Source organism: Flavobacterium rhizophilum (assembly GCF_046000485.1).
GTDB lineage: Bacteria > Bacteroidota > Bacteroidia > Flavobacteriales > Flavobacteriaceae > Flavobacterium > Flavobacterium rhizophilum.
Genome location: NZ_JBELQB010000007.1, coordinates 17,094 through 31,837 on the forward strand (window position 1 = coordinate 17,094; position 14,744 = coordinate 31,837).

Genomic DNA, 14,744 nt, shown 5'->3' on the forward strand with positions numbered 1-14,744 from the left:
AAAAGTCTAACAAAATTCTTCAATAATATATTTTGTATTATTAACTTCAACCTCATCCCCTTTTTCGCTACCCAGTAACTTGCTACCCAATGGAGACTGTGGCGAAAGGGCAAAAACGGTAGTCCCTTCAACTATAATTTTAGGCAGTGCCGTACTTAAAAACAAATACATATTATTTGCTTTTACCAAACTACCTAATATAATTTTTGAGGAAACCGTATCGGCCTCAATTTTATCCAATACTGATTTTTGTTCCAGTATTTCCTTTAGCTTGTGATTTAGTTTTTCCTGCTCCAGATGCATCATGGAAAGAGCTGTTTCATGCTTATCGCCAGCCGAACCTTTAGCATCGTTAGCAGCTCCTTCTGTAAGAGCATCTATCATATCCCTAAAAGCATCTTCCTTATCCTGAACCTGCTGCCTGTAATAAGCAAGCACTTTAATTTTTAATGACTGCATAAAATCTTATATAAAAAGACAAAGCTACACAGGATTTTAAACCTGCATAGCTTTACATATACTATTATTTAAATAAATCTAGAAATTAAACTTGTAAGAAGCCCCTACAAGGAACTGGAAGCCCTGTACAGGATAGTTTACCCAACGCTGGTAATTTTGACTTGCAATGTTATTTAGTTTCAGGAAACCTGTTAACCTTTCATTGTACTTATACCCTACATGAGCATTAGCATCAAAATAACTATCTAATGTAACTACAGTTTCTGTAACTAAAGGATCTGCAAAATCAGGATTGTTTACCGCTACAAAATCTTTTCTTTCACCTACAAAGAAAACATTAGCACCGGCGTACCATTTTTCAGTAATATCCACATCAAGGTCGGCGCCTATTTGTATTACCGGAAGGTTCCATGCTTCCTGAAGGTTTTCCATAGAGTAGCTGCTAAAAGTACCGTTTACACCAAAGCTTACACTTTTAGAGAAATCGGCTTTAAGTTCTCCAAAGAAACTAACGGTTTGCATTTTATCATAAACCAACCCAAAAGAGTTACCGTTTGCATAAGCAGGAACCTCAACATCAGGTTGTGGTTGTGGTACAAGAGCAGGATTATAGTTTGCAAAGAAAGCCCTGTTGTCTTCATTTTTATATGACCCGCGAATGTTATAAGCCACATTGCTTGCCAGCTTACCTTTTAAACCAACATATATGTCATACTGCTGATCTGTTGGTGCAACGATAAGGTTTGGCATCATAAAGTGATTTTGTTCTACAAAATCAGCATATGAGTTTTGCTTTAATGTACCTTCGGCACCGGCATAGGCAATCATTAAATCGCCCACTACTTTGTAAGAAGCCTTAACCTGCGGATATACATAAAACTTATTATCACTTTCTCCCATTAGCTTACCCATACTATAAAACAGTCCGGCTCCAAGCTGCACCGAAAGGTCATCCCTTTGGAACAACACGCTTGGCTGAATACCTACGTTGAAGTAATTATAATCTATAGCCGAATACAGGCCGTTCTCTTCAAAATTACCGCCCACATAATCGGCAATGAAATCTACTTTTATCTTTTCGTCAAGCACATCAATATCCAACGAAGGTTTTACGTAAAATCGGTTCTCTGCCGAATTGAACGCATCCCAAAAACGTTTGTACTGAACTGTAGCATCTCTGAAGAAACTGTCTTCGGCTGCTACTTTACCGCCAACATAAAACGTATGGTAAGTTTGCTGCGGATCTATAGTCGCTATATACTCATCCGTAAACACCTGGTATTCCAACGGCAGTCCATACCAGTTATACACCTGATTATGATACCCCAAATCAGCATTCCAGCTGTAAGCTTTTTGTCTGTTACCATAGGTAAGATCCAGTGATGTGTCGTAGTACTTATCATCAAGCACCACATCCTTTATACCTCCCTGAGAGGAAAGGTGGCGCAGCATACCGCCCACATACTCGTTACGGTTAAGGTTTTCGGTTACAAAAAGCTCGGCGTTAATAGTACCGTAGTTCCCTGCACCAAGAGTAGCATAATTATTATAAAGCGATTCTTTTTTCGCTCTTTTAACCCCTGCGGCCTTACCCTTTGCAGGTGTAAATGTAGAGGCTACCGGAAAAGAAAATATGTTATATTCGATTTCCTTTTTCTGGGCATTATCATCGTCCTCCATAACCGGAGTTTCCTTTACTTTAAAAGCATCTGAAATAGTAGGGGTATATGGTTTTACTACGTTTACCACTTCGGTACCTATATTCTCGTCCTTCTTTTGGGCCGTGGCAGCCTGAAATCCTGCCAGGGCTAAAACAAAAGCTATTTTATATTGAAATTTGATTGTCATAACTAAATTTTAAGAGGCTTGGGTTATACTTAATTTTGGATAGATGAATTGGTTTTTGCTTCTTCATCCTTAATCTTTTTAAGCTCTGCCTGAGCTTCCTCTACCACATCAGGATAGTCGGTAAAATTCTTGGCTACACTCTCCAGTATATATGTTGCCTGGAAACTGTCTTTTAACCCATAGAAGTTTTTAGCCATTACCACAAGAGCTTTGGCTCCAAAATATTTATAACCCGAATAGTCTTTAGAAAGCTTTTGTACCGCAGCATTTGAAGCCTCATATTTACCTTCTTTATTCTTAAAGTAAGCATCATAATACAACGCCTCTGCTGCAAGCTCACCTTTTGCAATAGTTAGCAGTTTAGCATAAGCTGTTTTTGCTTTTGCTTCATCGTTAGTTTTAATAGCCGAACGCGCAATAATAATCTGTGCATCACTCTTAACCCTGTCTTCCGTTTTGGTGTTAGCCATAACCTTCTCAGCATACACCACTGCATTAGCATAATCTTTTTGATCGTAGTAACACTTCATAAGATTAGACTGTGCAAACGTTACGTTTTGCGGGAAGTCGGCCTCTGCCTCCAGCCTTTTCAGTACCGGAAGTGCTTTATCATAATTTTTATTCTTTAAGTGTATTTCTGCAAGCCTTGCCAGAGATGATTCGGTAAACTCATTTCTTGACTTACCAATAACATACTCATAATGTGGCACGGCATTGTTTTCGAGCTTCTCGGTAAAGTACGACTGAGCCAGATAGAAATTAGCCTTAAGTGCCGATATACCGTTAGGGAACTGCGCTAAATAACTTGTTAGTGCCGATATAGCGCCTTTAGTATTGTTTTGCAGGTATTGTTTTTCGGCAGCCTCAAAAGCAGTGTTATCTAAATCGGCATCACTTACATCAACAAAATCCAGTGTCTTAACCCATGTTGCATATTCTTCTGTTCTTCCACTATCCACATAAATAAGGCGTGCTGTACTAACAGCCTCCATAGCCTCTGGTGTATTAGGGAAATCAGCAACCACTTTCTTAAACTTATCAAGCGCCTGCTTATCGTTTTTCGCATTATAGTAAATAAGTGCCTGACGCATCATAGCTTTAGACACATATGAACTCCCCTTATACTCACTTATAAGCCTGTCATAGGTTTGCAGTGCTTTAGTAGTGTTATTTTCTGCCACATAAGTATTACCTAATTCATACAGGGCATCATCGGCATATTTTGATTTAGGGTACGATTGTACGAATTTGGTTAGATCTTCAATCTTCCTTTCGTTCCTGCCCACAAAACCATAACTTATTCCTTTTTGGAAGAAAGCATAATCGGCATCAATACCTTTCATATCAATAGCCTTATTATAGGCTTCCATAGCCGGCCAGTATTTTGTAGAAACAAAATAACTATCCCCTAAGCGCAGGTAAGCATCGTTAAGCCTTACTCTATCCTCTTTGGCAGTTTCTACATATTTTTGGAAAAACTCGGCAGCCTTCTCATATTCTTTCAGCTTAAAGTATGTATAACCCAAGTTGTAGTTTATGTTTTTATACTCCGGAGTCGATTTTGCCTCATCAAAACCTGTAAACTGCTTAAAGCTTAAAAGCGATTCGTTAAATAGTCCGAGCACATATTCGGTTTCTGCTTTCCAAAACGTTGCCCTTGCAGTAAACCTTGGGTCACGCTGTTCGGCAATCGATTTTTTAAACAGGTCGAGTGCATCGTGGTAGCTACCGTCAGTATATAATTCAAGTCCTCTGTAAAAAGCCACTTTTTGGTATGCCAGTCTGTTTTCAGGAGATTTATTTTTATCCAGCAGGTTTAGCGCTTCCTTATAGTTTTTAGAGGTAATATAAGAGTCAATAAGTAATCCCTGAACTTCCTGCTTAAACGGAGTTTGCGGGTATTTATCCATAAATCCTTTAAGCACCTCCGGTACACTTTGATATGGGTTACCTATCTCATAACTCAGCTTTGCATAGTTTAGATAAGCATCTTCCTGAATTTTTAGATCATAATCCATTTCCGATGCATTTTTAAATGCATTAAGCGCCTGTTGTTTCTTATCGGTTTTAAGGTAACTCTCCCCTAAATGGTAGTAGGCATTTTGTGCCACAAAGTCGTTACCTTCAATAATTTTATTGAACTGAGCAATGGCGTTTTCATAATCGCCCTGCTTATAGTAAGCATACCCTAACTGATAATAGTCGGTATTATTCCATTTACCGCGCTTACCCTTATAATCATTTAAATAAGGAATAGCCTTATCATACTGTTTAAGGTTAAAGTAACTCTCACCTATTATTTTATTAAGCTCTGATTTTTCCATAGCGTTAGACTTGGCCAGTTGTGGCTCGCCCAAATCAATTGCTTTTTGGAAATTACCCAGCTTAAAGTTCATATCGGCCTGGAAGTAGGACATTTTTTCTTTGTACTCTTCCTTATCCTCTACCTGGTCAAAATACTCATTAGCATCCTTATAATTATCACTTTCGTAAGCAAGGTAACCTAAATAGTATTTTGCCTGAGAACCAAACTCCTTAGAATTGATTACTTTATTCAGGTATTTTTCTGCCTGCTTTTTATCGCCTGCATTAAAATAACTGTACCCCTTTTGGAAGTTATATCTTTCCCTGTCAGCATTTGACATAGAGGCTTCGTCTACCTTATCATACCATTTTAAGGCCTGCGGGTATTTACCCTGATTAAAGTAGTAGCCCGCCACCTCAACATAAGCCTGATTTTGCTTAGTGCTGGTTGGGTAGTCTTCCACAAAGTTTTCCATAAGCATATCGGCATTCATTTGCTCCAGTCTTATGGCACAGTTTGCTATATAGTAAGCACAGTCGGCCTGCACTTCCATTTCCTTGTTTTCGGTTTTGGTTTTCTCAAAAAGAATTTGTGCAGCCTGGTATTGTTTTTCACCATAAAGTGTCACTGCCTTATCAAAGTCTTTTAGGTCGTGTGTATAGATTTTAGATTGTTGTGCCGATAGGCTAAGGGCACATAACGGTACTGAAAATAATAGTAACCTGTTTAGTCTGCGCATATTGGTTTTTTATTTTATGGGTAGCCAAATATATCAATTCTTATTCTATTAAACGGTTTTTAATACAGATTTAGTATTAGTTTAATAAAAACCCCAAAAGCATAAAAAAGGTTAAATTACAACTGCCTTAAAGAATAATTTTTTGAATAAAACCGTTTACTTTATTACTTTTACAAAATAAACTTACTAAGACTATGTCCCAACCCGTATTATCGTTAAAAAACGTAACCGTATACCAGGATAACAATGCCGTAATAACTGATATAAACCTTGAGGTTTTCCCCGGAGAGTTTATTTATATTATTGGTAAAACCGGGTCTGGTAAAAGTAGTTTTATGAAAACCCTTTATGGAGACCTAAAGCTAAAACAGGGACAGGGTACTTTTGTAGACTATGATCTTACTACTCTAAAAGAAAGAAACATCCCTTACCTGAGAAGAAAAATAGGAATTGTTTTTCAGGACTTTAAACTCCTTCCCGACAGAAATGTATATGACAATCTTTTGTTTGTACTTAAAGCTACAGGCTGGAGTGAAAAAAGAGAGATGGACGTTAAGATAAACGAGGTACTGGATAAGGTAGGAATGAAAAATGCCGTATATAAAATGCCTCACCAAATATCGGGCGGTGAACAGCAAAGGGTTGCCGTAGCACGTGCACTGCTTAATGACCCCGAGGTTATTATTGCCGATGAGCCTACCGGAAACCTTGACCCGCAAACCAGCGTAGAAGTAATGCAACTGCTTAAGGAAATTAATCAAAACGGTAAAACCATTATCATGGCAACACATGATTATGCCCTTTTAATGAAGTTCCCTTCTAAAACGCTTAAATGTGACAGCGGCACTCTGTTTGAAGTGGTACAGCGAACAGTATAATTATGAGCAAAAAACTATTGCTTATTATTCCGTTTTATAATGAAGCATCCAGAATTGACTTAGCTACTTACAATCACGCATTTCAACAATATACCGATTGTGACTTCCTGCTGGTTAATGACGGTAGCAGCGACAACACTGCTTCGGTCATTAAAGACCTAAGTGATAAGCACCCTAACGCAACTGCTCTTGACCTAAAGGTAAACAAAGGAAAAGCAGAAGCTATAAGACAGGCTGTACTACATAGTAAAAACAAAAGCTATACACACATAGGGTATCTTGATGCCGACTTAGCCACCCCTTTTGATGAGCTTTTCAGGATATGGGATTTTGCACATAAAAACTCTAATTACAACTTTGTAATGGGTAGCAGGATAAAAAAACTTGGGAGCGATATAACACGCTACTCCTACAGGCATTATTCCGGTAGGATATTTGCAACCATTGCCAGTAAGCTAATACTTAAAGCACCCGTTTACGATACGCAGTGTGGCGCAAAAATTATAGACTATAAACTGGCAATAACACTATTTGAAAAACCTTTTATAACCAAGTGGGTTTTTGATTTGGAGTTACTTTTACGATATAAAGCGATTGAAAAGCTTTATCTTCATAAAATATTTGAATACGGACTTAGCGTTTGGATTGAAAAAGGAGACAGTAAAATAACATTTAAGGACCTGTTAGGCTTCCCTTATCAGCTGGTAAAAATATACTTTGCTTATGGCAGGTAAAACAATAAACTTTATTACTAAAAAGCCCATTACTGCTATTATTGCGTTTTGCATTATAAGCAGGCTAATTATTGTACTGCTCTATCAAAACATAACTATTTTCCCTGATTCGTCAGGATATATAGAGCTTGCGGAACGTATTGCCAGCTTTAACCTGAAAGATTATGATGGAACACGCAGCCCCGGATACCCTATACTGCTGGCCTTGGCCGGAAACTCATTAGCTGTCACTGTGGCCTTACAGTTTATAATAGGAGCTGTAAATGCTGTTTATCAATACAAAACGTTACGACTACTTAATTTCAATACCAAAACATCGTTTATACTAACGATAATTTTTAACTGTTTGCTTCATGTAATTTTTTACGAAACAAATATACTTACAGAAAGTGTTACTTTATTTTTTGTAACCTTAGTATTCTACTTTACCATAAAAGGACTAAACACAGAACAGAAACTTAAAAATAGTATAGTACTAAGCCTGCTAATGGGTTTTCTTGTACTTGTAAAGCCTTTTTATATTTTCCTTCCTTTTTTAATTTACGGTTTTTACACACTAAAAAATTTCAGGTTTTCAAACATCATAAATATTCGTATAACACTACTTATATTACCCCTTGTATCCTTTTTAGGATGGTCTTATGTAAATAAAATGAACACAGGCTATTTTGTCTCTACTACTTTTTGGGGAATAAACATAGCCCAAAACTGTGTACATTTTGCCGAAAAGTGCCCTGAAGAATATAAAGAGATAGGAGACGCGTATGCAGATTACAGAGAAAGAATTATTGCTGCAGATAAAGATGTTGCCATGACCATTTGGTACGCAAGACCCGAACTTATGCATATAACAAAACTGTCTTCCCTACCTGACTTTTCTGCTAAACTTAGCGAATACAGTAAGGCTACCATAAAGGAAAACCCTTTAGATTATACCAAGCAGGTGTTTGTATCATGGAGAGACTTTTGGGATACTGCCATTTACTGGAACTATAAAAAATTTAAAGTACCACACGCCAATCAGGGGCTGGTTGTAATTTGGTACATACAAAGTTTTATACTGTATTTAATTAAAGTACTCTTTGTATTACTTATACCCTATCACTTAATTCGGTTTCTGCGTAAAAAAGAGATAAATGCAGTGTTTATAATCACAACTGTTATTTTTGCTGCCTCGCTCCTACAGGCTATGGCAACCTATGGTACTAACTCAAGGTTTAGCTATCCCTTCGAGTTTTTAATGATGGTAACTATACTGCTTACTTTTGGAAAAAAGCTTAGACTAACATAATCTTGTTATTTTTGCTAAAACTCTGTTTATGCTATCTATATTAATTCCTGTATATAACTATGATATTAGCCAGCTTCTTCAAAAGATACATGCTGAGGCTGTTTCATTAAATATACCTTTTGAAATAATTGTGATAGACGACAAATCTGAAACATCTTTTTTGGAAAAAAACAAAGCCCAGGCCAAACTGCTAAATTACAGATTCATTGAAAACGAAGTTAACTTAGGGCGTACGCAAACCCGAAAAAAACTTGCGGAAGTGGCCCGTTACCAATCACTTTTATTTTTAGACGCAGATACGCTTCCTGTTTCTGATGATTTTATAACCAATTACATTAAAGTTATAAATAAAGCTCCGTTAATACTGGGCGGAATAGCTTATAAAACACATCCAAAAGACCCAAATACTACTTTAAGGCTGAAATACGGAATTGAAAGGGAATCAAAACCATCACAAATAAGAAGCCTTAACCCATACGGAAATATACTTTCTGCAAACCTGCTGATTGACAAACATGTTTTTTTGGAAAACAACTTTTCTAAAGAAGCTAACCTATACGGACTGGATATTTACTTTGCCTACAACCTCTATAAAAAGCAGGTAGCCATACTGCATATAGACAATCCTGTTTATCATATTGGATTGGAGAATAACGAAGTATTCTTTAAAAAATCTCTTGATGCAGTAAAATCCAGAAAAGATATTTTAGCTTGTAAAGAAGGTATTGAAAACATAAACTCACTTCTAAAGCATTATAAAAAACTAAAAAAGTACAGATTAAAAGGTCTGGTTTCATTAGGGTTTAAAATAACAGAACCCTTACTTAAAAGAAAAATATTAAACAGCAACCCTAACCTTTTTTGTCTTGACTTATACAGGCTTGGTTATATTTGTTCCTTAAAAGATTAATCTATGCCTTTTTTCTCAGTAGTAGTACCATTATACAATAAGCAAAATGACATAAAAGCAACTTTGCTTAGTGCCCTTGAACAAAGTTTCAGGGATTTTGAGCTTATTGTTATTAACGATGGCTCTACAGATGATAGTGAAAAACACGTACTTTCACTTACAGATGAAAGGATAGTTTATATCAAAACTGAAAACAGTGGTGTTTCTCAAGCCCGAAACTTAGGAATTGAAAAGGCTAAAGGAACTTATATTGCTTTTTTAGATGCCGATGATTACTGGTATCCTAACCACCTTGAAGTACTGCATGGACTTTGCAAATCTTTTCCTGAAGCAGGCGCAGTTACTACAAACTATGAGTTTTTACATCCTGGGGGATATATAGAAAACACTATATTTAATGATATTTATACAGGATATACAGGAATCGTAAACGATTTTTTTAAATCAAGCCTCAAGTACCGTTTAATATGGACTACTGCCGTTGCTGTTAAAAAGGAGGTTTTTAAAACTGTAGGTAATTTTGATACTAACATTACGCTGGGTGCTGGTGAAGATACTGACATGTGGACACGCATAGCTTTAAAATATACCGTTGCCTATAATGATACCATTACTGCCACCTACAGGCTTGAAGGCGGAAATAGGGTCTCACATGCGCAAACATTAAAACGGGTATTTGCCAAGCTGGATAAGTTTAAGGAAGAGGAAAAAAATAATGTTTCACTGCAAAAGTTTCTTGATTTATACCGAGCTTCCTATGCCCTGAAACATAAACTTGCGGGCGATGATAAAACATTCCGTTATTATTACAAATCCATAAACAGTCTAAAAAACATATCGGGCAAAACAGCTTTCCTCTTAAAGCTCCCTGCTCCTTTATTACGAATGTTTTACCAGTTAAAACAACAACTTAAAAAATCAAATATTCATTTTGACATTTACAACTAAGAGTTTTTACTCTTAATAAAATGGTCAAAATCACGAATGTAATCTTCTTCAAGGTACACGTCTGACGCTATTACAAGACATACCGCCCCCGATGAAAAGTTTTTCAGTTCACGCCATATCCCTTTTGGGATTAAAAGCCCTTTGTTAGGGATATTAAGGGTTACAGTAGTTTCCTGCTTACCATCGTTCAAAACCACTTCAAAACTACCGCTAAGGGCTATAAGGAATTCCTGCTGATCTATATGTGAGTGTCCTCCCCTTTCGGCACCTCCCGGCACATCATAAAGATAGTATACCCTTTTCATTTCATAAGGAAGTACTTCTTTCTCAATAACCGATAGGTTACCACGCCTGTCTTCAATACGCGGAAGTGAAATTATTTGTATATCTTTTATGGTAGTGTTGGTGTTCATTTTGTTTCAATTAGATCTTTTCTTCCTTTAGAAGCTGCTTTAAGTGCAGTATATATTTCTCCAAATTTAAGTTTTCCCTGTTTCAGGTCAAAAAATACTTTTAAAAACAACCATTTAAAATAAGCCCTCTTAAAAATACGGCTAAGAAAAGCTCCCTGTACATAATATTTTTTCTTAACGCTTTGTATCAGTGCCGAATGTACCTCAGGGTGTTGCACTATAACCTCGGGCTCCATAGCTATTGCATAACCTTTATCTTTAAGGGTATAGGCAAATATAGCTTCCTCTCCCATTGTAAACTGTGCCCCAAGGCCAAAACGCTCATCAAACTTAACATCATCGCTCAAAACAGCTTTATTGATTACCATTTCAACCGACATAATACTGAGCATATTAAAATCACTAAGAGCAGTAATTCTTTGTGAAGGATATTTTTTAAATAGTGAACCATCGGGTTTTTCTGCCCTAAAAGCAATAAGGGCAGCATTTCTCTCGGCGTTAAATACCTTCAGTACCTTTTCTTCAAATTCGGGTTTAAAAGTCACATCATCATCGGTAATAATACATATTTTACCTGTGGCTTTGCTAAGAGCCAAATTCCTGCTTTTAGAGAGCCCTGTTTCAAATGAATTAATAACCCTGACATTGGGATAGTTTGATTCTGCTACAGCATCGCGGGTGGTTTGATTAATAACCAGTATTGAATAGCCTGAAAAGTGATTGGGAAACATAGGGATTAAAAAATCAAGTGAACTTCGGTTCATAGTAGAAACCAAAATTTCAATATCCGATTTTTTAAATCCTTCCTGCAATTGTTTATATATTTACACAAATATAAAAATTTCCCTACGCACTAATGAAAATACTTTTGGTTGGCGAATACAGCAGGCTTCATAACTCCCTAAAGGAAGGCTTAACCGCTTTAGGGCATGAGGTAACCATAGTGGGCACAGGAGATCATTTCAAAAAATATGATACCGACTACTCCATCCATCCAAAATACTTTAGTGATTACCTATTATTGCGTAAGGCTAAAAACTTTATTAAAAAACTCACCGGCTACAATCTCGAAGAAGCCGAAAAAGGATATCGGTTCAAAAAATTACTCCCTAAACTAAAAGGGTTTGACCATATACAGCTAATAAACTCAAACGCCATTGAAACCCAACCCGGTTTTCAAATAAAACTGTACAAAAAACTGCTACAGCAAAACAGGCAAATGAGTTTGCTTGTTTGTGGTGACGACACCCCTATTATAGGCTATTGCCTTAACGGAAACCTTAAATACTCCATACTTACACCTTACATTGAAAAAAGAGCAACAGCTCAATATTACAACTATTCCCTAAAGTATCTAACCCCTACTTACCGCAAGCTATTTAATTGGGTTAAAGATAATTCGGTTTGCCTTGTAACATCTGATTTGGATTATGAAGTCCCTATGAAGACTCAGGGTTACACTACACACTTTATACCTAACCCTATTAATACTGATTTAATTACTTACAATCAACCTGAAATTACCGATAAGATTATCATTTTTTTAGGGATAAACCGAATGAGCTACACTAAAAAAGGAATAAGCTTTTTTGAGGAAGCACTCAATATGGTAAGGCAAAAGTATAAGGATAAAATAGAGATTATTGTAACCGAGAATATCCCTTATAAAGAATACATAAAACTGTATGACAGGGCACATATTTTACTGGATCAGGTTTATGGGTACGACCAGGGATATAATGCCCTTGAGGCTATGGCTAAAGGAAAAGTGGTTTTTACAGGCGCAGAAACCGAATTTACCCAACATTATAATCTTACCGAAAGAGTTGCTGTAAATGCATTACCCGATGCCGAAGCTATTGCAAACGAACTGTCGTTTTTAATTGAAAACCCAAATGAGATTAAAGCTATAAGTAAAAGGGCAAGAAGTTTTATAGAACAGGAACACAACTACATTAAAATAGCCGAAAAGTATATTGAGGCATGGAAGTTTTAAACCTTCATCCACTTATCAAAAAGCGCTTCTTCGGTTTTCCAGTCTCTTGTTATATGCTCTTTTAAAAGTTTTGCCGGAACACCTCCTAAAAGTATATTTTCGCCTAAAGCAGTATAGTCTTTGTTACACAAACTATTGGCCGATACTGTACAATAGGGCGGAGTTATTGTACCTTTTAAAACCGACACCCTATTACTTAGATAAGTATAATCTCCAAGTATAACAGGAGCCGATAACGGGTACTTCTCATTTGTAACTGTATTTACCATTTGATGAAAATCGGTATCCACAATCCTGGATTCAGATGCTATTCGCACATATTTTCCAAAGGTCATTTTCTCTGTACATACTATTTTCCCTTCTGTACCCAGCCCAAACATATGACCAAATTCTACGCTGGCACCACGTTCTACACAAACAAAATAGTCTTTACCAAACTGTGCCATACCTTTAAAAACGACCTTACCGCCTAAAGCTATTTCGGCAATACCTTTGTGAACGGTGTTTTTCTCATAACGCTGACCGAAACCTATCATCCCGAAATGCACCGGAGCATCTATAATAAATTCGCCGCTAATATCCTGAAACCTTACTTTACCATAAAATAATACAGGTAACTTTCTTGCCTGTGCATAAGGCAATGTTTTAAAATTAAAACGCAGTGTTTTAACCCAGTTAATACTAAGGTAAAATTTTAGCTTCTTATAAATGCTTCGCGAATTAGTCACCTCTTTTTCTTTTAAAAAATTTTACCAGTACATTTTTCAAACCTATCCTTTTATTAATTTCATACAAAGAGTATAAAACCGATAAAATAAACAAAACAGTAAACAATATTATATTAAGGCTTCCGCTTACCAAATTATATATAACCAGGGCAATACAGCAAAACGATAACCCTGCGAGAAAAACATAATAAAATTCGGGCATTGGTTTAATACCATACCTTATTCTTATCAAAAAGTAAATGGCCACTAAATGTAATAAAAAATAGCCAGCCATACCTAAACCTAAACCTTCCAGCCCAAAATAGTAATACCCTAAAAAGCAGGCTAAAAAATAAAGTATATTAAATATCACTGCCGTTTTTGTAAACACTTTAGAGTCGGCTCTGGCAATAATAACATATCCCATAGAAAACGAAACTGCCTTAAAAAACATACCTACCATGGCCCATGAAAGCACCGGTACTGCTGCTAAAAACTCTCTTGAGAAAAATACTCTGATAATTAATGTAGAAAAACCCAAAAAGAAAACTACTATAGGCACCATAATAAGCATAGATAAAATAGCCTGTGCATTTATAGCATTAGCCTCTTCTTCCCTGTTTTTATTTATAGATGCCAGCCGTGGGTAATATTCGGTAGACATTGCTGTAAAAACAACACCTACATAGGTATTAACCACCATAATGGTAACATTGAATATACCTACCTCATTAAGTCCGCCAATTTTATTTATAAGCACCTGTAGGCAATAGTTAACCACTGTAGGCAAAAAGGCTGTTAACGATAACAGTCCGCCAAAGTAAAGTATGCTCTTTCCTTTTTTTGTTGCATCTGTAGGTTTGAGCTTAACTGTAGGAATACTTAATTTCCTGTAGAAAAAAAACGAAGTAAAAAAAGTAATGAGGGAAGTAAAAAGGATTGCAGGTACTATAGCATCTACTCCCCATATAAAATACAGCGGTAATGTAAAAAACAGTGACAAAAGGTTACTAAACAAATTGATTTTTGCCAAAACCTTTAGCTTAGAAAGTCCCTGAATTATAGCCGACTGCGAACTGGTTAACTGTTTAAACAATATGGAAACCGAAACCAGTATTATTGCCCAAACTCCCGTATAGTCTCCATAAGCAAACCTGCTTAATAAACCCGAAAACACAATAGCTACCGCAACACCTAACAAGCCTGTTAATACAGCAATTTTTCTAACTACCGAAGTAGTTTCAGGTATCTCATCGGGAGCATTCGTATTGGCTTCAGCAACAGCTTTAACTCCGCTGGTTTCTATACTGAAACCACACAGCTGCCTTACCATTTCGACTGTAGAATTTAAAAGCGAAAAAAGTCCGTATCCCGCAGGCCCAATTAGTTGAGCTAAAACTTTAGAGCGCACTATTGAAACCAAAAGCCCCATTAGCTGTACACTGCCAAATAAAGAAGTTGCCTTTATAATCTTTTTATATGTATCCTCATTTTTTTGCTGCATACATATCCTGTA

The 14,744-nt window shown here is 36.5% G+C and carries 13 protein-coding genes; 6 read left to right on the forward strand and 7 right to left on the reverse strand.

What is annotated here, in order from left to right; translation table 11 throughout:
• Positions 1–6: 6 nt before the first annotated feature.
• The 3 genes from ABS768_RS10185 to ABS768_RS10195 form a co-directional block, all read right to left on the reverse strand.
• Positions 7–459: a hypothetical protein gene (locus ABS768_RS10185; RefSeq protein WP_408074867.1), complete on the reverse strand. Its 453-nt coding sequence runs from the start codon at positions 457–459 to the stop codon at positions 7–9.
• Positions 460–537: 78 nt separating this feature from the next.
• Entirely contained in the window at positions 538–2,307 is a 1,770-nt protein-coding gene (locus ABS768_RS10190; RefSeq protein ID WP_408074868.1) for a porin family protein, read from the reverse strand.
• A gap of 29 nt (positions 2,308–2,336) precedes the next feature.
• Positions 2,337–5,351: a tetratricopeptide repeat protein gene (locus ABS768_RS10195; RefSeq protein ID WP_408074869.1), complete on the reverse strand. Its 3,015-nt coding sequence runs from the start codon at positions 5,349–5,351 to the stop codon at positions 2,337–2,339.
• Positions 5,352–5,545: 194 nt separating this feature from the next.
• On the opposite strand from ABS768_RS10195, the gene ABS768_RS10200 reads away from it, so the two are divergent.
• From ABS768_RS10200 to ABS768_RS10220, 5 genes are read left to right on the forward strand one after another with little or no spacing between them, the layout of a single operon-like run.
• Positions 5,546–6,229: a cell division ATP-binding protein FtsE gene (locus ABS768_RS10200; protein ID WP_408074870.1), complete on the forward strand. Its 684-nt coding sequence runs from the start codon at positions 5,546–5,548 to the stop codon at positions 6,227–6,229.
• Positions 6,230–6,231: 2 nt separating this feature from the next.
• Positions 6,232–6,963, forward strand: coding sequence for a glycosyltransferase (locus ABS768_RS10205; RefSeq protein WP_408074871.1), 732 nt, complete (start codon positions 6,232–6,234; stop codon positions 6,961–6,963).
• Positions 6,953–8,254 carry an ArnT family glycosyltransferase gene (locus ABS768_RS10210; RefSeq protein WP_408074872.1) on the forward strand — a complete coding sequence of 434 codons (1,302 nt, stop codon included), beginning with the start codon at positions 6,953–6,955 and terminating at the stop codon, positions 8,252–8,254. Before ABS768_RS10205 ends, ABS768_RS10210 begins: the two co-directional genes overlap by 11 nt.
• Before the next feature lie 28 nt (positions 8,255–8,282).
• On the forward strand, positions 8,283–9,164 hold the full coding sequence (locus tag ABS768_RS10215) for a glycosyltransferase family 2 protein (RefSeq protein WP_408074873.1): 882 nt from the start codon (positions 8,283–8,285) through the stop codon (positions 9,162–9,164).
• A gap of 3 nt (positions 9,165–9,167) precedes the next feature.
• A complete protein-coding gene (locus tag ABS768_RS10220) occupies positions 9,168–10,112 on the forward strand; it encodes a glycosyltransferase family 2 protein (RefSeq protein ID WP_408074874.1) in 945 nt (314 codons plus the stop codon).
• On the opposite strand, the gene ABS768_RS10225 is transcribed toward ABS768_RS10220, so the two are convergent.
• Positions 10,109–10,525, reverse strand: a complete 417-nt coding sequence (locus ABS768_RS10225) for a sugar 3,4-ketoisomerase (RefSeq protein ID WP_408074875.1) — start codon at positions 10,523–10,525, stop codon at positions 10,109–10,111. The genes ABS768_RS10220 and ABS768_RS10225 overlap by 4 nt on opposite strands.
• Positions 10,522–11,289: a glycosyltransferase family 2 protein gene (locus tag ABS768_RS10230; protein ID WP_408074876.1), complete on the reverse strand. Its 768-nt coding sequence runs from the start codon at positions 11,287–11,289 to the stop codon at positions 10,522–10,524. Before ABS768_RS10230 ends, ABS768_RS10225 begins: the two co-directional genes overlap by 4 nt.
• A 92-nt stretch (positions 11,290–11,381) precedes the next feature.
• On the opposite strand from ABS768_RS10230, the gene ABS768_RS10235 reads away from it, so the two are divergent.
• The gene (locus ABS768_RS10235; RefSeq protein WP_408074877.1) at positions 11,382–12,521 is read left to right on the forward strand and encodes a glycosyltransferase family protein; all 1,140 of its coding nucleotides are present in this window, start codon (positions 11,382–11,384) and stop codon (positions 12,519–12,521) included.
• On the opposite strand, the gene ABS768_RS10240 is transcribed toward ABS768_RS10235, so the two are convergent.
• Both ABS768_RS10240 and ABS768_RS10245 read right to left on the reverse strand, forming a co-directional pair.
• Positions 12,518–13,249 carry an acyltransferase gene (locus ABS768_RS10240; protein ID WP_408074878.1) on the reverse strand — a complete coding sequence of 244 codons (732 nt, stop codon included), beginning with the start codon at positions 13,247–13,249 and terminating at the stop codon, positions 12,518–12,520. The genes ABS768_RS10235 and ABS768_RS10240 overlap by 4 nt on opposite strands.
• Complete coding sequence (locus ABS768_RS10245) at positions 13,242–14,732, reverse strand: oligosaccharide flippase family protein (RefSeq protein WP_408074879.1); 1,491 nt, start codon at positions 14,730–14,732, stop codon at positions 13,242–13,244. The genes ABS768_RS10240 and ABS768_RS10245 overlap by 8 nt, the downstream gene beginning before the upstream one ends.
• Between the last annotated feature and the right edge of the window lie 12 nt (positions 14,733–14,744).